We start from the raw sequence: 21,312 nt of genomic DNA, 5'->3' as shown, positions 1-21,312 counted from the left end.
CTCTTCCGCCTCTCTGCAAGGTTTCAACAGGTTTATTGTTGCTTCTTAATTGGGGCAAATTTCGCCAGAAGGCGCTTAATGCCCATTGATGGGAATGCGATGTCGAGCTCAAGCCCGTCTCCGCTGCCTTTCACGCTGACAACGGTACCTACTCCCCATTTGCCATGTTCGGCCTTATCACCGACAGCCCAATCTAGCTTCTCGCCGCCAGATGTGTTCATAGCTGGTCTCATAACCGGCTTTGGAGATGCTCCGCTGTTGATTCCGCCGCCATTGATGCCTGTTCCGCCTCGAACAGTCCCTCTTCCTTGCATAAAGGATGGCCGTGCAGAAGACCTGCTCTCTGCAGGAGGATTCAAGTCTTCAAGTAAATCTTCCGGAATTTCTTTAATGAAACGGGATACCGGATTCATATTCGTACGTCCGTACAAGGTTCTCATCTGGGCATTGGTGATGAAGAGCTCCTGCTCAGCCCGCGTAATGCCGACATAAGCAAGGCGGCGTTCCTCTTCCATCTCTTCATCTTCCATAAGCGCACGGCTATGCGGGAATACACCCTCCTCAAGACCTAGAAGGAAGACAGCAGGGAACTCAAGCCCCTTCGCAGAGTGGAGAGTCATGAGAACGACACCCTCTCCTGCTGCCTCATCTTCCTCATCCATCCGGTCGATGTCAGCAACAAGGGCCAAGTCTGTCAGGAAGGCTACTAAGCTTTTATCTTCACTGCTGTTCTCAAAGTTCTTCGTTACAGACAGGAACTCTTCAATATTCTCAAGTCTTGTTTCAGCTTCAATCGTCTTCTCAATTTCAAGCGATTGGCGATAGCCGGATTTCTCAATAACCTCATCAATTAATTCAGTCACGGATAGGTATTCCTGCATCGCCGTATAGTGCTTGATTAAATCGCGGAACTCGCTTGCTCCTTTATACGCCTTCGCCCCAAGTCCAACGAACTCAAGCTCAAGCATCGCTTGGTACATGGATATATCATGGTCCTGTGCGTAGTTGGCAATCTTATCAACAGAGCTTGCTCCGACACCGCGTTTCGGTACATTAATGACCCGGCGCAAGGAAATATCGTCATCCGGGTTAGCAATTAAGCGCAGATAAGCCAGGATATCCTTGATTTCTTTCCGGTCATAGAACTTAATACCGCCTACAATCGTGTATGGGATATTGGATTTAAGCAAGACTTCCTCCATTACACGTGACTGGGCATTCGTACGGTACAGAATCGCAATATCAGACAGCGGCTTTCCTTGCTTCTCCATTTCCTTGATCTTCCCTGCAACAAACTGGGCTTCGCCCTGCTCACTGTCAGCGCGGAAATAGGAAATCTTATTGCCCTCTAAGTTCTCCGTCCACAGCTTTTTCGGCTTCCGGTTCAAGTTATTCTCAATCACTCCATTGGCCGCAGCCAAAATCCGCTTCGTTGAGCGGTAGTTCTGCTCAAGCAGAATAACATTTGCATTTGGGTAATCCTTCTCAAAGGAGAGAATGTTAGCGATATCCGCACCGCGCCAACGATAGATGGACTGGTCGGAATCCCCGACAACGCAAAGGTTCTTAAAGCGCTGCGCAAGCTTTTTGACGAGCATATATTGCGCCCGGTTCGTATCCTGATACTCATCGACATGGATGTACTGAAATTTCCGTTGATAGAATTCAAGCACTTCTGGTACTTTATCGAATAATTCGAAGGTCTTCATGATTAAATCATCGAAATCGAGCGCCTGATTCTTTCTTAAACGCTTTTGATATTCCGTGTAAAGGTCGGCAACTGTCTGCTCATAAAAGTTACCGGCTGTATTAGCGAATTCCTCATGAGTAATCAATTCATTCTTCGCAGATGAAATGGTTCCCAGAATGGATTTTGGCTCGAATTTCTTTGTGTCAATATTCTTTTCTTTCATGATTTGCTTGATGACAGTTTGCTGGTCGGAAGGGTCGAGAATCGAGAAATTCCGGTTCATTCCAATCCGGTCGATATCACGGCGGAGAATCCGAACACACATGGAGTGGAATGTAGAAATCCAAATTTCATCCGCTGCTCCTCCAAGAATGCCCTGAATCCGCTCCTTCATCTCCCTTGCCGCCTTATTGGTAAAGGTAATCGCGAGAATATTCCATGGAGCTACTTCCTTCTCTACGATTAAGTAGGCAATCCTATGCGTCAAAACCTTCGTCTTTCCGCTTCCCGCTCCTGCCATAATCAGCAAAGGACCGTCGGTTGCCTGTACAGCTTCTTTTTGTTTATTGTTTAATCCTGTTAATAATCGATCTGTTAAGAACTGCATATATATGACACCATCCCGATACGAACGTTTGTTCTTATTATACTTGATTCTAGTGTGCAATCAACAAATGTTTAGTTCTTTTTTGCGGCAGTCACTGTCTTCAATGCGCCGGCTAAATCTTCATAAACATAATTCCCGACAATGATACAATCCGCAAGGCCGGCCATTTCCTCGGCTTTCACCGGACTATTGATGCCTCCCCCATAGAAGAGCTTTGTCTCCATCAATGCATCCTTCACGCTCCTGACCAACGCAGGGTCACCGTATATACCGCTATATTCAAGGTAGAAAATAGGCAGGTTGAACATCTTCTCCGCCATCAAGGCATAGCTTGCCGCATCTTCCTCCGATAAATCCGTCATAGCGTCAGTCAGCTGAGCGGCCTTGCATGTTGGATTCATGATGCAATAGCCTTCCACATGCATCTCTTCCCAATTAATCATATGGCCGTATTCCTTAATGGCCTCTTTATGCAAACCCAGAATCCATTCTGGATTCCGGCTGTTTAAAACGGACGGTATAAAATAAAGATCAAATCCCGGGGTTATGGATTCTAAATTGGATACCTCAAGAACACATGGGAGCGTATAGCGGCGAATGCGTGCCATAAGGTCAAGCACATTCTCAAGCGTCACTCCATCCGTACCGCCAACCATAATGGCATCGGTCCCTGATTCACAAAGCTTCTCGAGAGCATCATCTGAAATTTCCTTATTAGGATCGAGTTTAAACACATGCTTCCACTCGCGAAAATCGTACATTGAAACAACCCCTTAATCTAATTTCCATTTAATCATTATAGCATTCCTTTTTGGGATACCAAAGAGTTAGAAAAAATTGCGAGAGACTTCTAACCCATAAGAAAAGCAGCCCATATTCGGGCTGCTAGTTCATGCGTCTTTTTCCTTCAGTCTGCTGAGCGCCATTGAATACGCATCATTCCCGTAATTCAAGCAGCGTTTCACGCGGGAGATTGTTGCGGTGCTTGCTCCCGTTTCCTTCTCAATCATATGATAGGTCTTTCCTTCCTCGAGCATGCGTGCCACTTCGAGGCGCTGCGCTAAAGACTGGATCTCATTGACCGTACAGAGGTCATCAAAGAAACGATAGCACTCCTCCAAGTCATTCAACGATAAAATGGCATTGAATAATTGATCCAATTCTTTGCCTTTCAGTTTGTCAATTTGCATATGTGCCTTAATCCTCCTATTTATTCGAGTGTTACACTCTGCGTAAGGCCTGATGTTGGAATGACATTAATCCAAGTCTTCCCAGGCACTAATTTCACTTCTTTACCATCTAATACAGGAACGATTCGATTATCGTTTGATTCCCATTGTATTTTAAGGAGTTTTCCCTTTTGGAGCAAGTAGGCATCTCCACCGCTTTCCAAATCAATATCACGTCTGCCCTTCTTATCGATGACTTCATGCTCTGCCTCGATAATCAAAATATTATCAATTTCGACAGGGTCATTCGTGCCATAATCCTCTGTTCTCACACCGGCTGTATATCGGGCATAGGTTTCGCTACCCTCGTCATATTCATAGGTTACATCAAAGCTCTCAGAAGAATAAGAAATGAAGGCCTTTGAATAGCTGTCTCCCTCGACCTCATTCTCTTCGTCTTCAGTCATGAAGGTATAAGCCGGAGCACCGATATCCATATCATACCCCTTCTCCTTCGCTCCCTCCATTACATGATCATATGTAATATAGGAATTATGGGGGGCTTCTCGAAATGAGGCACGCTCAAATAAAGTACCATCATATTTAAGACCGTTTAAATTGTCTATATAATCACTTTCAATCAGTTTTTTCGCCTCTGGACTCCAGCCATGGAAAACGAATAAACTATCATACCCTTTCGCTAAGCGAATATAGTAATCCCTCGCGCTTCTGACCGGTCCGAACGTATCTGGAAATTCACTTTGATAAACGGCCAAAAACCTTGTAATATTGCTCTCTGCCAGAATCTCATACACAATATCCGCCTTGGAAAGTCCTGATTGCGGCCTTGCAGCAGGATGATTATTCACCATGACGGCAATGGCCCGGTGATCAGCCTCCTTATCAGCCTCCAGCCCTGTCAACGGATATACGGTATTCCCTTTCTCATTGACAGACTCGGGATTGTCATCAGCCTTACAGCCTGCTAAGAGAACAATGAAAATAATCATGAATGTACATAATTTCTTTAACATATGACTCCCTCCTCATGATGAGCTACAATGATGTGGTTTATCGCTTCTTTATTATTTTAACGCATTATAGTCGGAAAGAGTATAGATTTATTCATGACTTCATATAATCCTGCCTGTGTCACGCGAATATAAGGAAGGTGAGTGGAAGTGAAGAATAAAAGTGAATACATCGGGTCTTCAAATGGATATCCCTTTTCCACAAGTATTTCCTTCATCCGGCTCTCCTGTTCGATTAACTCCGGCAGATTTGCCTTAGACATCACACCCTGAAGGACAAGCGGCATTTCAAACAGGATTTCTCCCTTCTCTGCAATAACGATTCCTCCACCGATTTCCTTCATACGATTGAAGGCAATTTTCATATCCTGCCTGCTCTTGCCAATCAAGATAATATCCCCTGAATTAGTGAAAGAGGAGGCAAATCCATGGAGATTTCTCGCAAAGCCCTTTAAGAGTGTATTAATGCGCGATTGCCCATCCCTTCTGAGAAAGGTGAAGTAGCATTCATCATGATTCATATCCAAGACTTCTCTTGAAATATCAATATGGATGGAGTATGGCTTCGTAATGACGCTATTCTCCATATTAATGCCAAATGGCATGGAGTATTGTAAATCATCATCCGTTAAGTCCCAATCAAGCTCAAGCGGACTCAACCCATATTCCTCCCAGTTAATGGAGGAGCCTTTGACTCCGCATGCCTCACCTTCCCGTTTCACCCATTGTCCCTTCGATAGGACAGAGTGAGGAGTTGGTTCATCCTTCACATGAAGGAAGTTAATGTTGGCTACACGTCCTGTCGCAATATTTCCATGCAAATATTCCATATTATAATAGCGGGCAATATTCAAGGAAGCCATATTATAGGCATCAATTAACGGCACACCCTTGTCAATAGCCATTTTGATCAGGCTGTCCGTAAACCCTTCCTTGTAAAATCCCGGACTTGACCCATCTGTATTGAAAAAGCATTTATCGTATGACTTCAGTCCATAATCCTGCAAATAATCTAAGATACCCGGCAGGTCTGGGCGAATGGAGGAATGGCGCAAGGACACATGATACCCCTGTCCAAGCCTTCTAATCACTTCCTCGCCTGTCATGGCCTCATGGTCACAGTCAGCCCCTAATAGCATCAGTTTCGCCAAAGTCTTCTCTGATGAGCCCGGGAAATGCCCCTCAATCTTCTTACGCATCCTCTTCGCTTCCTGCATCCAGTGCAGCATCATATCATCACCGTCAAGTAAGCGCGGCCAGCCCGTCAGCTCACCCGCCTGAAGCACGCCATCATGCTCAAGCCAGCTCTTTACATTGGCATGAGAAAACACTTCCTCCTCATTTCGCAGCTCTGTCTGCGAATCCAGCCTTGCCCACCAAAACATGGAATAAGGGAGATGGCGAAGCTCCTTCAATAGGGCAAACGCTTGCCTTTTTTCGAGCAACGTAAACAAGGTCATATTGTCATTGATCAAGGTTGTTGTACCATATTGGGCAGCATGCATCGCCAAAGTCTCCGGGTTGTACAGCTGTGCCGGGTGGGCATGCGGCTCAATATACCCCGGTACCAGATACTGTCCGCTGCAATCAATGATTTCACAGCCCTCCTGCATATCAGGCATCTTATCCCCTACATATATAATCCGATCCTTATAGATCCAGATATTCGCTTTCATCCATTCTTCAAATACTTGATTTAAGTAAACAGCATTCACCAATACGATGGTGGGCGCAATCTTTCCATCTATTATACTCACATGTTCTCTAAGCTGTTTATTCTTCCATCTATATCGTTGTTCAAGCATGAACAATCCCCCCTTAACCAAACCCTTATGCCTTCAACAGCTCCGGAACATTTATTTGGAAATGTAAGCCTTTTCATTATTGTAACACATTTTTTCGGTTTAGCGCACGAAAGTTACTGCCAAACAGGAAACTGTTTGGGAATACACTTACTTAGTCATCCAGCACTTGTATCCCTTTTGTTTTTACATATCCGTTTTAAAACATTTTAATCATAAAATAATTATTTTGAGAAATAAAAAAGCCTGAAAATATATCATTGTAAATACTAGAAGACAAAGGCTGATTAAAAAGGGCTATGAACAAAATATTATCGGATATAATAAAAAACCTGTCACGCCATAGCGGCATAACAGGTTTTGCTTATTTACTAGCCTTTCAAACTTTGAGCAATGGCTTTTTCACCTATATCATGGCGATAGAATAAGCCTTTGCAGGAAATGGTTTCGAGCTCCCGATACACGTTCTGCTTCGCATCCTCCAAGGAAGGCCCAAGTGCCGTGACAAGCAGGACACGGCCTCCATTGGTGATGAATTCCCCTTGATTATTCTTTGCCGTACCAGCATGGTAGACGTGCATATTTTCCCCGATATGACTGAGACCTCTAATAACGGCCCCTTTCTCATATCCATCCTCTGGGTAGCCAGTGGCAGCCAGCACAACGCCAATCGCACTTTCCTCGGTCCATTCAAGCTCACAATCGCTTCCCTCAAGAACATGCTCAATAACTTCCACCAAATCAGATTGAAGCCTTGGAAGAATGACTTGTGTCTCTGGGTCTCCGAATCGGGCATTGAACTCGATCACCTTAGGGCCATCCGCTGTCGCAATCAGTCCGGCGTATAGAATGCCTGTGAAAGACCGGTCTTCCTTCACCATCGCTTTAGCAACCGGAAGAAGAATTTCATCATGGGCCTTTTGCACAAGGTCACACCCAATTTGCGGAACAGGGGAATAGGCGCCCATCCCGCCTGTATTCGGGCCTTTATCTCCATCGAAGGCTCGTTTATGGTCTTGGGCAATCTCCATTGGATATACCTTCTCACCATTTACGAATGCCATGTAGGAAAATTCCTGACCCTCAAGGAATTCTTCGATGACGACCTTGTTCGAAGCTTCGCCAAACTTGGCATCTTGAAGCATTGCTTGAAGGGCATCAACAGCTTCCCGCTCACTCATGGCTACAACTACGCCCTTGCCGGCAGCAAGACCATCTGCCTTGATGACAATTGGCACGCCCTGATTCTTCACATAGGCAACAGCCTGATCAAGCTCAGTGAAGGTTTCATATCTTGCCGTTGGAATGGCATATTTCTTCAGCAAATCCTTTGTGAAGGATTTACTTCCCTCAATGATAGCCGCTGCTTTTTTCGGACCAAAAATTTTCAGTCCTTCTTTTTCAAACTCATCGACCACTCCGTTGATCAACGGTACCTCCGGGCCGACAAAGGTAAGCCCAATCCCATTCTCATGCGCAAAGTCTATCAATGCCTGATGATCTGTTTCATTGATGGAAACGCGTTCTGCGACATCCTCCATTCCAGGATTGCCAGGTGCGACGTACACCTTGTCAACATGCCTGCTTTCGGCAAACTTGCGTGCAAGCGCATGCTCTCGTCCACCGCGGCCAATAACCAGTATCTTCATCGTCCCTCTCCAACTCCTTATTAATGTTTGAAATGACGCACGCCTGTAAAGACCATGGCAATTCCATATTCATCTGCCTTCTTGATGGAGTCCTCATCACGAACCGACCCGCCTGGCTGAATGATTGCTGTAATGCCCGCTTTTGCCGCTGCCTCAACAGTATCATCCATTGGGAAGAAGGCATCGGAAGCTAAAATAGCTCCCTTCGCTTTATCGCCTGCTTGCTCTATCGCAATATTCGCCGCTCCAATTCGATTCATTTGGCCGGCACCGACTCCAAGCGTCATCTGGCGATTTGCAACGACAATAGCATTCGACTTCACATGCTTTACAACCTTCCAGCCAAACTTGAGCGCTTCCCATTCCTCCTCGGTCGGCTCTCTTTTCGTCGCGATCTTCATATCGGCTTCAGCCAATGTCGCGTTGTCCAAATCCTGCATTAACAACCCGCCGGCAACAGAGGTGAACTTCTTCTCCATCACACCCTTGGAGCTGAAATCAACAGTCAGCAGGCGAATATTCTTCTTCGAGGTCAAAATTTGGAGCGCCTCCTCCGAGAAGGATGGAGCAATGACGATTTCTAAGAATATCTCATGCAAAGCACCGGCTGTCTCAGCATCGACTTCACGATTCAAAGCCACAATTCCGCCGAAAATCGAAGTAGAATCAGCAAAGTAGGCTTTTTGGAAGGCATCTGAAATCGTTTTGCCCGTACCGACGCCGCAAGGGTTCATATGCTTAACCGCCACTGCTGCTGGCTGGTCAAATTCCTTCACGATTTGAAGGGCAGCATCTGCATCATTGATATTATTATAGGAAAGCTCCTTTCCATGAAGCTGCTCAGCATTAGCAATTGAGAAGGCTGTGCCCAGCGGTTTCTTATAGAAGGCTGCCTTTTGGTGCGGATTCTCCCCATAACGAAGCGGCTGTTTCAATGTATAGGTAACCGTAACGGACTCCGGCTGTTCTTCTTCTGCCAGGTTTGTCATATATTCTGCGATCATGGCATCATAGGCTGCAGTATGGCGGAATACCTTGGCGGCAAGACGTCTTCTTTCCTGTAAAGAAAGCTCACCAGTTTCTAATCCCTTCAACACATCATCATAATCCGCCGGGTCTACAACAACGGCGACAGATTCGTGGTTCTTCGCTGAGGCACGAAGCATCGCCGGCCCCCCGATATCAATATTCTCAATCGCATCCTCTACCGTTACGCCCTCTTTGGCAATCGTTTGCTGGAATGGGTAAAGGTTCACGCAAACAAGCTGAATAGGCGTGATGCCCTGCTCTGCCAGCTGCTGCATGTGTGAGTCGTTGTCCTGCTTTCCTAAAAGCCCTCCATGAATGGCCGGGTGCAATGTTTTCACACGTCCGTCCATTATTTCAGGAAAACCGGTCACGTCACTGACCCCTTTTACCGGGATGCCATTGTCGGCCAGCGTTTTTTTCGTCCCTCCTGTTGAGATGATCTCAAATCCAAGATTCGCTACTTTCTTTGCAAATTCTACAATTCCTGTTTTATCCGATACGCTGATTAATGCACGCTTAGCTGCCATTTCCGCTCCTCCTGTCAATTACATACCTTTTCTATAATGGCTGGATACAATCGGTGTTCTACCTGCTGGATTTTCTCATGGACCCGAGCCGAATCGTCCCCGTCTTCAATTATGATGGCCTCCTGAGCAATAATCGGCCCAGTATCCATCCCTGCATCTACATAATGAATTGTCACACCTGATACCTTTACACCGGCTGCCATGGCTTGCCCAACTGCGTCTTTCCCTGGGAATGCCGGCAGTAGAGATGGATGGATATTCAGAATTCTATTTGGATAAGACTCTAATAGAACTGGTCCAATCAATCGCATATAGCCAGCGAGGATAATCCACTCCACGGACCTTTCACGCAGAGTGGACAGTACATCCTCTTCATATGCTGTCTTTGAGGAGTAATCCTTCGGCCTGAAGGTCAATGAAGGCACTCCCAGCTCTTTCGCCCGTGTCACACAATAGGCCTCAGGCTGATCACATACCAGCATTTCAATTGATGCGAGCACCTTGCCTGCATTTACTGCCTCTACTATTGCTTGGAAATTACTTCCGCTCCCTGATGCAAATATCGCAATCTTTGTCATGACGTCTCCCTTTATCTTAATCATTTTCCATTGAATTGGACTCCTGGAACTCTCGTTACACGCCCAATCATGACTGGCAGCTCTCCGCTCTCCTTCAATGCATGAATCACCTTTTCCGCCTCGCCAGGCTCCACCGCAAGCACCATGCCGATTCCCATATTAAAGACGTTATACATCTCTTCATCTGCTAAAGAGCCCTTCTCCTTTAACAACTGATAAATAGCAGGAATCTCCCATGTTCCTTCTTCAATCTCTACGCCTTGGCCTTCTTTCAGCATACGCGGAAGATTCTCAATAAAACCGCCGCCGGTGATATGCGAAATCCCATGGACGGCTCCCGTCTCAAGTGCAGCCAGGACCGGCTTCACATAAATCTTCGTCGGCCGCAGCAATTCAGCTCCCAATGTACAGCCTAATTCCTCTACATACGTGGAAAGATCCATCTTCGCATCCTCAAGGAGAACCTTGCGTACGAGTGAGTAGCCATTGCTATGGATACCGCTTGAAGGCAAGCCAATCAGGACGTCCCCTTCTGCTACCTTGCTGCCATCAAGCATTTGGCTCTTTTCTACGGCACCAACTGTAAATCCTGCCAAATCATACTCCTCTGGGCTGTACAAACCTGGCATTTCAGCCGTTTCTCCGCCAATCAGGGCGCAGCCTGCTTGGACACAACCTTCCGAAATGCCCTTTACGATCGCCTCGATTTTCTCCGGTACAGCCTTTCCGCATGCGATGTAATCAAGGAAGAAGAGCGGTTCTGCTCCTTGAGCAACGACATCATTTACACACATGGCCACACAATCTATGCCGATTGTGTCATGCTCATCCAACATCATTGCAATCAAAAGCTTTGTGCCGACCCCATCCGTACCGGATACAAGTACCGGCTCCTTTACGTTTATGGAGCTCAAGTCAAACATCCCGCCGAATCCGCCAAGCGATCCGAGCACTCCCTGCCGCTTTGTGCGGCTGACATGCTTTTTCATGCGTTCCACAGCTTCATAGCCTGCCTCAATATCTACACCCGCGTTCTTATAAGCATTCGACATCGTTATCTTCCTCTCCCTCAAGTACGGATTCTGCTATTGTTTGATTTTCTCATACGGATGGTCATCCATCGTATAGATCTCTGTCGGGTACTTGCCGGTAAAGCAAGCCATGCACTGTCCGCGGTATTCTCCCTCAAATGGCCGGCCGATGGCTTCAATCGTTCCTTCCACACTCAAAAATGTCAGAGAGTCTGCCCCGATCAATTGGCGGATTTCCTCAACAGAATTCCTGCCCGCAATCAATTCCTCCTTTGAGGATGTATCAATTCCGTAGAAGCACGGGTTTTTGATTGGGGGCGAGCTGATACACACATGCACTTCCTTCGCGCCCGCTTCCTTCAGCATGTTCACAATTCGTCTGCTCGTCGTGCCTCGAACAATGGAATCATCGACCATAATGACGCGTTTCCCTTCAACAACGCCGCGAACAGGGGCCAGCTTCATCTTGACTCCTTGTTCACGCAAGGACTGGGAGGGCTGAATGAATGTACGGCCGACATAGCGATTCTTAATAAGCCCCATCTCATAAGGGATGCCGCTCGCCTCAGCAAACCCAATAGCCGCGGAAATGCTTGAATCCGGAACACCAGTTACAACATCTGCTTCAATCTGCGCCTCCATCGCCAATCGTTTCCCAAGGCTCTTTCTGGCTGTATGAACATTAATGCCGTCGATATTGCTGTCCGGTCTGGAGAAATAAATATATTCCATACTGCACATCGCACGGCCGCTTGATACCGCGAAAAGTTCGGAGTGAAGTCCCTCATCATTAATAATGACGAGCTCCCCCGGTTCCACATCACGAATGTATTCCGCACCGACAAGGTCAAAGGCACATGTTTCAGACGCTACGACATAAGCCTTACCGAGCCGGCCGATGGAAACAGGGCGTAAACCATGCGGGTCAACCGCAACCAGCATATCTGTCTCGGTCATCACAAGGAACGCATAGGCACCTTCTACAAGCGAAATCGCCTGTTTCACACGATCCTTGAAGGCTCCTGTTCCAGAACGGCGAATCAAATGGGCTAATACCTCTGTATCAGAGGTCGTTTGAAAGATACTTCCCTGCATTTCAAGCTGGTTCTTCAGGCTGGCCGCATTAACGAGGTTGCCATTATGAGCAAGGGCAAAGCTGCCTACAGTTTGAGAATTGAAAAGGAATGGCTGCACATTTGCAATGCCCCCTCCGCCTGCTGTCGCATAGCGCACATGGCCGATTGCACTCTTCCCTTTTAAATCCTCTATGATTTTTTGGGAAAACACATCATTCACAAGTCCTTCTGCTTTATGAGCACGAAGGGCTTCACCGTCCGTCACGACCATACCAGCTCCCTCTTGGCCTCTATGCTGAAGGCTGTGTAGTCCATAATAAGTGAGCTGAGGGGCCTCCTCATGGCCCCAAATTCCAAACAATCCACACTCTTCATTTAATCCACGGATTTCAGCAAGCATGGTATAGCTCCCTTCCAAGCATTCAATAGCTCCGTTGCTTTAATATCTATGATGTTCTGCTCATCTTTCATCCGAATGACATATCGACCTGTATTCGTTACCATTCCAGCTAATTTGGCTTCTGGCATCATCGCTTCAAAAGTTGCTTGATTCGCCGCCTCTACAGAAACAATAAAGCGTGATTGTGTTTCAGCGAATAAGGCTGTGACAATTTCTCCCTCAATCTCGACCTCAAGTCCAAGTCCATCTGTACCGAACAGTCCTTCTGCAAGTGCTACCGCTAAACCGCCCTCTGAAATATCATGCGCCGATTCGACAAGTCCCTTCTGTATGCTTCTAAGCAAGGCTTGCTGGCGTCCTTTCTCCACCTGAAGGTCTAATTTAGGCGCTTGGCCATAAATACGTCCGCTGTTCGTATACTTTTGCAGCTCGCTTCCCCCGAATTCAGGTGTCGTTTCACCAATGATATAAATGAAATCTCCTGCTTTTTTAAAAGCCTGGGTCGTAATATGATCTGTATCATGTATAAGTCCAACCATGCCCACAACAGGAGTCGGGTAAATGGCTTCTCCATTCGTTTCGTTATACAAGGAAACATTCCCGCCAATCACCGGCGTACCGAGTGTACGGCATCCTTCACTCATCCCATCTGCCGCCTTCTCCAGCTGCCAGAAGATCTCCGGCTTCTCCGGATTCCCAAAATTAAGGCAATCTGTGATAGCAAGCGGCTCACCGCCGGAACAGATGATATTGCGCGCTGCCTCAGCCACCGCAATCTGCCCGCCAACCTCTGGGTCCAGATATAAATAACGAGAGTTACAATCCGTTGTCATCGCAAGTGCTTTCTTCGTTCCGCGAATCCGAACAACGGCGGCATCAGAGCCCGGTGCAACAACTGTGTTCGTGCGAACCATGTAATCGTATTGATCATACACCCACTCCTTGCTCGCAATCGTTGGCTGTTCTAACAAGGCAAGAAGGGTTTTCGTATAATTCTCTACCGCTGGAATCTCTGTCTCCATTTCACGGAATTCACGAATGTAAGCTGGCTCTTTAGAAGGCTTATGATAAACTGGTGCATCCTCTGCCAGGGCATCTGCCGGAACTTCTGCCACAATATCGCCATGATGCTTCAAACGAAGCATCCGATCATCTGTTACGACACCGACAGCCACTGCTTCAAGCCCGTATTTCTCGAATAATGCCTCAATCTCGGCTTCACGGCCTTTCTTCACGACAATCAGCATCCGCTCCTGTGATTCAGAAAGCATCATTTCATATGGAGTCATCCCCGTCTCACGCTGTGGAACGAGGTCTAGATTCATTTCAATTCCGCTCCCTGCCTTCGAAGCCATCTCAGCAGAGGAGCTCGTCAGCCCAGCTGCTCCCATATCCTGAATGCCGACAAGGGCATCTGATTGGATCAATTCAAGACATGCCTCAAGGAGAAGCTTCTCCATGAACGGATCGCCGACCTGTACCGCCGGACGCTTGGAATCAGATTCGTCTGTCAATTCCTCCGAAGCGAACGTTGCCCCATGAATCCCATCTCGACCTGTCTTTGCGCCGACATACATAACCGTATTGCCGACACCGCGGGCCTGACCGACCTTAATATCCTCATGATTAATGAGTCCGACACACATTGCGTTTACCAAAGGGTTTCCCTCATAGGACGGATCAAACTGGATTTCACCGCCGACTGTCGGAATCCCGATACAATTCCCATAGCCGGCAATACCGGCCACGATCTCCTCGAATAAATACTTCATGCGCGGCGTTGTCAGCTCGCCAAAGCGAAGAGAATTAAGGAGGGCAATTGGACGGGCTCCCATCGAGAAAACATCACGGATAATTCCGCCGACCCCTGTGGCCGCCCCTTGATAAGGCTCAATAGCAGAAGGGTGATTATGGCTTTCAATCTTGAATACGACCGCCTGACCGTCACCGATATCCACGATACCAGCGCCCTCCCCAGGACCTTGGAGAACACGCTCTCCTTCAGTCGGGAACTTCCTCAGTACAGGCTTAGAATTCTTATAGCTGCAGTGCTCAGACCACATAACGGAGAATAGCCCTGTTTCCGTATAGTTCGGCAAGCGTCCTAAAATCTTCTCAATACTGGCGAACTCCTCATCTGTCAGCCCCATTGTGGCATACACGCGTTCTTCTTTAATCTGAGATGGATTCGGTTCAAGCATTAACGACATGGGATTCCCTCCAATATTGGACAATAGATTTAAATAGCTTCAGCCCGTCATCACTGCCAAGCATGGATGAAACAGCCCGCTCCGGGTGAGGCATCATGCCAAGAACATTCTTCTTCTCGTTCATGATTCCGGCGATATTCTCATGGCTTCCGTTCGGATTGCCATTATAAGTGAACAGAATACGGTTTTGGTCCTTTAATTGCTGCAAGGTCGCATCATCACAATAATAATTCCCTTCACCATGGGCGATAGGAATCGTGATAATCTCACCTTCTTCATAGCAGGAAGTGAATGGTGTATCTGTCTGCTCTACTACCAGCTCCTGCGGTCGGCAGATAAATTTCAGACCTGCATTCCGCTGCATCGCACCCGGGAGAAGACCCGCCTCAAGAAGCACCTGGAACCCATTGCAAACGCCAAGAATAGGCTTACCGGCCTCTGCCGCCTTCTTGACTGCCTCCATAATGGGCGAGAAGCGAGCAATAGCACCACAGCGCAGGTAATCCCCGTACGAGAATCCGCCTGGAAGCAAGACCGCATCAAAGCCATCAAGACTTGTTTCCGTATGCCAGACATACTCAGCCTCTTCACCCAATTCATCTACAACAGCATGATACATATCAATATCACAATTCGATCCTGGGAAGACGATTACGGCAAATTTCACTTCACTGCTACCTCCTCAACCTCATAGCGGTAATCCTCTATCACGGTATTGACCAGTAATTTTTCACACATGCTCTGAATCACTTCATCCAAATCCCGATCAGATTTCTCCAAAGAGAGCTCCATATATTTGCCGATACGGACATCCTTAACTTCTCGATAATTCATGGTATTCAGAGATTTCTGAACAGCAGTACCTTGAGGATCTAGCACACTTTCACGTAAAGTCACATAAACTTTCACTTTATACATTTTGGAGGCCCTCCAGCTTTTCTAGTATTTTTTTGTATGCATCAGTTAGGCTGCCTAATTCCCGGCGGAACACATCTTTATCCAATTTCTCGTTTGAAACCTCATCCCATAGGCGGCACGTATCGGGTGAAATTTCATCCGCTAATAAGATATGACCTTCACGATCCTTGCCAAATTCAAGCTTGAAATCAATTAATCTAATTCCCACAGAGGCAAACAGCTCTAAAAGCTTCTGATTAATCAGCAAAGCCTTCTCCTTTAATTCAGCCACATCAGCTTCACTCGCAAGTTCGAGAATATTGATATGATCCTCTGTAATCAGCGGGTCGCCGAGTGCATCATCCTTATAATAAAACTCCACAATCGGACGCTTTAACGGAATGCCTTCGTCCATGCCGACTCTTTTGGCAAAGCTTCCGGCTGACACATTGCGGACAACCACCTCTAGAGGAATAATGCTCACACGTTTGACGAGCTGTTCATTCTTTGAAATCTGCTCCACGAAATGAGACTCGACTCCTGATTTACGAAGCTCTTGAAATAGCAGACTTGTAATCTGGTTGTTCAGCTGGCCCTTGCCATCAATGGTTGCGAATTTCTCTCCATTAAAAGCTGTTGCTGAATCTTTATACTGAACAAGCACAATCTCTGGGCTTTCTGTTGCATAAATACGTTTCGCCTTGCCTTCATAAAGAAGTTCACCTTGTATCACTGTATAGCCTCCTAAATGGAAATATCATTAATGCTATATGAGGGAATGAATGAGGGCATGCCTCCTAATCAAGAAAAGGATGCCCTCTATTCCTTAAAGCCCTAATCGGTCAAAAATTAAGTCCACATTCTTCAAGTGATAGTTATAGTCAAAGCAATCATCCAATTCCTCTTTGGACAAGTAGCTTGTAATGACTTCATCCTCATCAAGCAGCTGTCTGAATTGAACCTGCTTTTCCCACGCCTCCATTGCTTTCGGCTGTACAGTATCATACGCCTTCTCTCTGGATAAGCCTTTATCAATCAACGCTAGAAGGACACGCTGGGAGTAAATCAAGCCGAAGGTGCGCTCCATATTACGTTTCATGTTTTCCGGGAATACCGTTAAGTTCTTAACAATATTGCCGAAACGGTTCAGCATATAGTTCAACAGGATTGTTGCATCCGGAAGAATAATGCGCTCCGCTGAGGAATGAGAGATATCTCTTTCATGCCAAAGTGTCACATTCTCATAGGCTGTAACCATATGGCCCCTAATAACACGTGCAAGACCTGTCATATTCTCAGAGCCAATTGGATTGCGTTTATGCGGCATCGCAGAGGAACCTTTCTGCCCTTTCGCGAAGAACTCCTCCACTTCACGTGTCTCACTCTTTTGCAATCCGCGGATTTCAGTCGCGAACTTCTCAATGGATGTCGCCACAAGTGCGAGCGTAGACATATATTGAGCATGGCGGTCACGCTGCAAGGTTTGGGTGGAAATCGGTGAAGCGGAAATGCCAAGCTTTTCGCATACATACTGTTCAACAAACGGGTCGATATTCGCATACGTACCAACCGCACCGGAGATTTTTCCGAACTCTACATTCTTCGCTGCTGCCTTCAAGCGCTCTTGATTACGTTTCATTTCCTCCACCCATAGAGCAAGCTTTAAACCAAAGGTCGTCGGCTCTGCATGTACTCCATGCGTGCGTCCCATCATAACGGTGTATTTATGCTCCTTCGCCTTTTCCTCTAGAATAGCGATGAAACGCTCTACATCCGCAAGCAAGATTTCATTGGCCTGCTTCAGCAAATAAGATAGCGCCGTATCCACTACATCTGTAGAAGTTAGGCCGTAATGCACCCATTTCCGCTCCTCACCAAGCGTTTCAGAAACCGCACGTGTGAAAGCGACCACATCATGGCGTGTTTCCGCTTCAATTTCCTTAATGCGGCTCACATCAAAGGATGCATTCTCCCGAAGTGCCTTGACGTCCTCTTTCGGGATTGCGCCCAGCTCAGCCCATGCCTCACACGCTAAGATTTCTACTTCCAGCCAAGCCTTGAAACGGTTCTCCTCCGTCCAAATAGCTCCCATTTCAGGTCTTGTATAACGTTCAATCATGTATGTTGTCCACCTTTTCTATTTAATCATGCTTTTATTTGTCCAAATCTTTGTTAACTCAAGCTCTTCGAGGACCTCTGAAGGATCCGGATTTAAAATCGTGATATGTCCCATTTTCCGGCCGGTCTTTGCTTCCTCTTTCCCGTAGAAATGGACCTTCCATTCCGGGTTTTCCACAATTGCACCGATAACGCCGTCCACATGCTCCCCAAGCACATTAACCATCACGGCATTCATGTGCATCTCTGTCTGCCCGAGCGGCCAATTGCAAACCGCCCGGATATGCTGCTCAAACTGTGAGGTAACACATGCCTCAATGGAATAATGGCCGGAATTATGCGGCCTAGGAGCAAGCTCATTAATGAGTATTTCGTCCTCACTAACTAAGAACATTTCAATCGCAAGGGTTCCAACTAAATCAAGCGATACGGCCAGCTGATACGCCATATCAATCGCAGCTCCCTGTGCCGCCTCGCTGATTCTTGCCGGCGCAATCGTCTCATGCAGGATATTGTTTACATGAATATTCTCCACAACTGGGAAGACCCTGAACTCTCCATCCGCTTTCCTCGTCACAATGACGGAGATCTCCTTCTCGAAAGGAATGAACTGTTCAAGCACACAAGGACCATGTGCCAGAATATCCCCTGCCAGTTGAAGGTCAACTTCACTCCATAAAACAAGCTGTCCCTTCCCATCATAGCCGCCTCTAGCCGTTTTCAAAACAGAAGGGAAACCAATCACTTGCAGCGCCTGATTTAAATCCTCACGATCATATACCTCAGCAAATGGCGCCACTCTTACGCCAGATTTCTCAATTGCCCGCTTCTCAAGGATTCGGTCCTGCGTGATTCGCAAAATATCCGTCCCTTGCGGAATCCATACCTTCTCAGCAATTCCATCAAGGGAATCCGCATCAATATTCTCAAACTCAAATGTGACGACATCGCTCATCTCAGCAAGCTGCTCCAATGCATCCGCATCATGAAAGGCTGCGGTAATCTCAACATCGGCCACCTGTCCGCATGGGCTGTTCGGCGTTGGATCAAGGACCGCAATCTTAAAGCCTGATTGCTTCGCTGCCAATGCCATCATTCTCCCAAGCTGACCTCCGCCAATGATTCCAATTGTCTGTCCCGGCAAAATCACCCTCATCTGCTCAGTCAAGTTCATCACAACTTTCCATCGATTGTTTTTGCAGCTTCAACGTATACTCCTCAAGCTTCTCGGCTAATCCCTGTTCAAACGTGCCAAGGATCTTCACCGCAAGCAGCCCAGCATTTTTCGCACCTGCCGTGCCGATTGAAACCGTCGCTACCGGAACCCCTCCTGGCATCTGCACGATGGACAGCAAGGAATCCAAGCCATTCAATGCCTTTGACTGCACGGGTACACCAATGACCGGCAAGTTCGTCTTCGCCGCTACCATTCCAGGCAAATGAGCTGCACCGCCCGCACCGGCAATAATCACCTTTAAGCCTCTATGACGGGCACTGCCTGCGTATTCAAACATGAGATCCGGCGTCCGATGCGCCGAAACAATCTTCTTCTCATACTCCACTTCAAACATATCCAAGATCTCACAAGCATATTTCATCGTTTCCCAATCTGAGATGCTTCCCATGATGACTCCAACCTGAGGGTTCATATCTATTATCTCCTCTCCATATAAAAAAGCTGCATGAACACACTTTCCATAAAGAGAAAGCAGCCCACACAGCTTCATCAGCCATGCCATAAGCATCCTAAACGAAGGAAATGCTTACCTCAAAAAAACGTTGAGAATGTGCTTTCCCTCATAGTCCAAAAATTTATTCGGTTTTTGGGTAGAAACTCGCAGGCCATATCCCCGCTATTATATGAGAGAAACATTGCGTATAAATTTGTATTGTATGTTCGTATTCATATTAACAATCCGAACTTTTAACTGTCAACTGAAATTCGAACGTTTTTAAGTTTTATTAGAAAAACGTTCGCTTTTTCTACTCCATTAACTTTCCCTCAAAGATAATCTGCCTAGAAACCGGCACATATTCCGTATTTCCTCCAGAAATCACTTCCTTGAAAATCGGCTTCTCCACCCGCTTCACCGGAAAATATCCTTCTCTTTTCATCCGATCCAAACACGCATCGATCGTCTCGTTGTCCATCAGCTCAAAACGCTGCTTCTTCGGCTTCGCCAATACTACTCGTCCTTTCTTACTTAAATGACTCACCATTAGTGTATCCTATTTTTCGGGAATGCTAAAGGGAAAAGGGGGAGGAATTTAAGAACTGTTTTAGCCAGTAATTAATTAAGCAGATATAATTCCTAAAGGTTCCTCGATATACAACACGTTCACTTCGCTCGACTAACGGTTTAAATTCTGCCCATAATAATAACCAGCCCTCATCAGAACTGGTTATATCATACTCGTTAAGACATTCGTATATAATTCTGTTCGCTAATCTCCGCTTTATCTGCAACTAAGCACCCTTCAAATGCCTTAAACAAAGCTTGGACAGCTCGTTCTTTATTGATTATTTGGATGGCATTCTGATACGCATCCTCATTGTCATATTTCGAAACCTCTACCCACTTCGTTTCGTCATCCAGGCTTTTCAAGAGCATGACATCGCAGCTCACATACTCCTGATAGAGAGCCCTCACCTTATCTTGGATGTCTAAGAAAAGGGCCTCTTTCTCTTTCTGTATGTGATATTCGTATATTTTCACAAACATATTAGGCCTCCTTAGATCTCTGACCTTCAAAAGGATTGCTTGAATGAAGGGCTCCTTTTCTTTCGTATAAGCAGATCGTTCATCTTTATGCTTTATGGCAAGCTGCCGTTTCAAGGACGCATATTCGGCAGCTGCTTCTGGATGCGCCCGGAGGTAATCGCGAAACATCAGCTTATCCCTCCATTCACTGCCATTCCATTTACATACATGCAAGTGACAGGTTCCTTTGCCCCACACACCTTTGCGAAAGAAAAATCTCCCCTTACTCTCAAACGCAGGTTTAGGAACATATTCATACCCTATTTCACATAAAGGTCCTGCAAATAACGCCGCATCCTCTATATCAACAGTGCCGACCATTATGTCGATAATCGGCTTCGCTGCGAGCCCTCTCACAGAAGTACTTCCGATATGTTCAATCATGACTGCATACTGTCCGAGTACCTCTTCAATCCCTTGCTTCTCTCTCTCAAATTGATTCTCCCAACTGGGATCATAAGTCTCTATTTCAACAATTGACTTTGTCATCTACTCACCCCTCTATCTCTCTCAGAAAATCAGCCGTCACACGCTTGAAATCACGTCTTTCCTCTAGATGGGGATAATGATTGCTATAGGGAAAAACATGCAGATAGGCATCTCGAATCCCTTCACTCAATTCAATTGAAAACTCCACAGGGCACTGGACATCATATTGACCGCATAAAACAGCCGTCCTGGCATGAATCCTAATCAATTGCCTTGTCACATCATAGATTAATGCTTCCCTGCTGAA

20 protein-coding genes and 1 riboswitch are annotated in these 21,312 nt (G+C 46.5%); all 20 genes read right to left on the bottom strand.

Annotation, left to right across the window (positions count from 1 at the left end):
• Positions 1–32: 32 nt before the first annotated feature.
• Positions 33–2,297 carry a DNA helicase PcrA gene (gene pcrA / locus ACI35L_RS15320; RefSeq protein WP_439803247.1) on the bottom strand — a complete coding sequence of 755 codons (2,265 nt, stop codon included), beginning with the start codon at positions 2,295–2,297 and terminating at the stop codon, positions 33–35.
• A 71-nt stretch (positions 2,298–2,368) separates the two neighbouring features.
• Positions 2,369–3,058, bottom strand: coding sequence for a heptaprenylglyceryl phosphate synthase (locus tag ACI35L_RS15315; RefSeq protein WP_439803246.1), 690 nt, complete (start codon positions 3,056–3,058; stop codon positions 2,369–2,371).
• 129 nt (positions 3,059–3,187) lie between these two features.
• Complete coding sequence (locus tag ACI35L_RS15310) at positions 3,188–3,487, bottom strand: YerC/YecD family TrpR-related protein (RefSeq protein ID WP_049672346.1); 300 nt, start codon at positions 3,485–3,487, stop codon at positions 3,188–3,190.
• Positions 3,488–3,507: 20 nt separating this feature from the next.
• Positions 3,508–4,500 carry a DUF3048 domain-containing protein gene (locus ACI35L_RS15305; RefSeq protein ID WP_439803245.1) on the bottom strand — a complete coding sequence of 331 codons (993 nt, stop codon included), beginning with the start codon at positions 4,498–4,500 and terminating at the stop codon, positions 3,508–3,510.
• Positions 4,501–4,556: 56 nt separating this feature from the next.
• Positions 4,557–6,302: an adenine deaminase C-terminal domain-containing protein gene (locus ACI35L_RS15300; RefSeq protein ID WP_439803244.1), complete on the bottom strand. Its 1,746-nt coding sequence runs from the start codon at positions 6,300–6,302 to the stop codon at positions 4,557–4,559.
• 368 nt (positions 6,303–6,670) lie between these two features.
• A complete protein-coding gene (gene purD, locus ACI35L_RS15295) occupies positions 6,671–7,948 on the bottom strand; it encodes a phosphoribosylamine--glycine ligase (RefSeq protein ID WP_439803243.1) in 1,278 nt (425 codons plus the stop codon).
• Positions 7,949–7,968: 20 nt separating this feature from the next.
• Entirely contained in the window at positions 7,969–9,504 is a 1,536-nt protein-coding gene (gene purH, locus ACI35L_RS15290; RefSeq protein WP_439803242.1) for a bifunctional phosphoribosylaminoimidazolecarboxamide formyltransferase/IMP cyclohydrolase, read from the bottom strand.
• A gap of 14 nt (positions 9,505–9,518) precedes the next feature.
• Positions 9,519–10,082, bottom strand: a complete 564-nt coding sequence (gene purN, locus ACI35L_RS15285) for a phosphoribosylglycinamide formyltransferase (RefSeq protein ID WP_439803241.1) — start codon at positions 10,080–10,082, stop codon at positions 9,519–9,521.
• Positions 10,083–10,102: 20 nt separating this feature from the next.
• Positions 10,103–11,134, bottom strand: coding sequence for a phosphoribosylformylglycinamidine cyclo-ligase (purM, locus tag ACI35L_RS15280; protein WP_439803240.1), 1,032 nt, complete (start codon positions 11,132–11,134; stop codon positions 10,103–10,105).
• A 33-nt stretch (positions 11,135–11,167) separates the two neighbouring features.
• Complete coding sequence (purF, locus tag ACI35L_RS15275; protein ID WP_439803239.1) at positions 11,168–12,589, bottom strand: amidophosphoribosyltransferase; 1,422 nt, start codon at positions 12,587–12,589, stop codon at positions 11,168–11,170.
• Complete coding sequence (purL, locus tag ACI35L_RS15270) at positions 12,565–14,799, bottom strand: phosphoribosylformylglycinamidine synthase subunit PurL (RefSeq protein WP_439803238.1); 2,235 nt, start codon at positions 14,797–14,799, stop codon at positions 12,565–12,567. The genes purF and purL overlap by 25 nt, the downstream gene beginning before the upstream one ends.
• Positions 14,783–15,466, bottom strand: coding sequence for a phosphoribosylformylglycinamidine synthase subunit PurQ (gene purQ / locus ACI35L_RS15265; protein ID WP_439803237.1), 684 nt, complete (start codon positions 15,464–15,466; stop codon positions 14,783–14,785). Before purQ ends, purL begins: the two co-directional genes overlap by 17 nt.
• Positions 15,463–15,717 carry a phosphoribosylformylglycinamidine synthase subunit PurS gene (gene purS / locus ACI35L_RS15260; protein ID WP_049672355.1) on the bottom strand — a complete coding sequence of 85 codons (255 nt, stop codon included), beginning with the start codon at positions 15,715–15,717 and terminating at the stop codon, positions 15,463–15,465. Before purS ends, purQ begins: the two co-directional genes overlap by 4 nt.
• Positions 15,710–16,429, bottom strand: coding sequence for a phosphoribosylaminoimidazolesuccinocarboxamide synthase (gene purC, locus ACI35L_RS15255; RefSeq protein WP_439803236.1), 720 nt, complete (start codon positions 16,427–16,429; stop codon positions 15,710–15,712). The genes purS and purC overlap by 8 nt, the downstream gene beginning before the upstream one ends.
• A gap of 93 nt (positions 16,430–16,522) precedes the next feature.
• On the bottom strand, positions 16,523–17,815 hold the full coding sequence (purB, locus tag ACI35L_RS15250) for an adenylosuccinate lyase (RefSeq protein ID WP_049672357.1): 1,293 nt from the start codon (positions 17,813–17,815) through the stop codon (positions 16,523–16,525).
• Between the two features lie 18 nt (positions 17,816–17,833).
• Complete coding sequence (purK, locus tag ACI35L_RS15245; protein ID WP_439803235.1) at positions 17,834–18,988, bottom strand: 5-(carboxyamino)imidazole ribonucleotide synthase; 1,155 nt, start codon at positions 18,986–18,988, stop codon at positions 17,834–17,836.
• A complete protein-coding gene (gene purE, locus ACI35L_RS15240) occupies positions 18,975–19,463 on the bottom strand; it encodes a 5-(carboxyamino)imidazole ribonucleotide mutase (RefSeq protein WP_439803234.1) in 489 nt (162 codons plus the stop codon). Before purE ends, purK begins: the two co-directional genes overlap by 14 nt.
• 131 nt (positions 19,464–19,594) lie before the next feature.
• Positions 19,595–19,698: riboswitch (purine riboswitch) on the bottom strand.
• Between the two features lie 99 nt (positions 19,699–19,797).
• Entirely contained in the window at positions 19,798–20,034 is a 237-nt protein-coding gene (locus tag ACI35L_RS15235; protein ID WP_197089961.1) for an NETI motif-containing protein, read from the bottom strand.
• Between the two features lie 197 nt (positions 20,035–20,231).
• A complete protein-coding gene (locus ACI35L_RS15230) occupies positions 20,232–21,065 on the bottom strand; it encodes a GrpB family protein (protein WP_439803233.1) in 834 nt (277 codons plus the stop codon).
• A 4-nt stretch (positions 21,066–21,069) separates the two neighbouring features.
• A partial coding sequence (locus ACI35L_RS15225; protein ID WP_439803232.1) for an alpha/beta fold hydrolase occupies positions 21,070–21,312 on the bottom strand: 243 nt, incomplete at its 5' end.

Source organism: Pradoshia sp. (genome assembly GCF_051873915.1).
GTDB lineage: Bacteria > Bacillota > Bacilli > Bacillales > Pradoshiaceae > Pradoshia.
The sequence above is the reverse complement of the archived record's forward strand: the minus strand, read 5'-3'. Positions and strand labels throughout refer to the sequence as shown.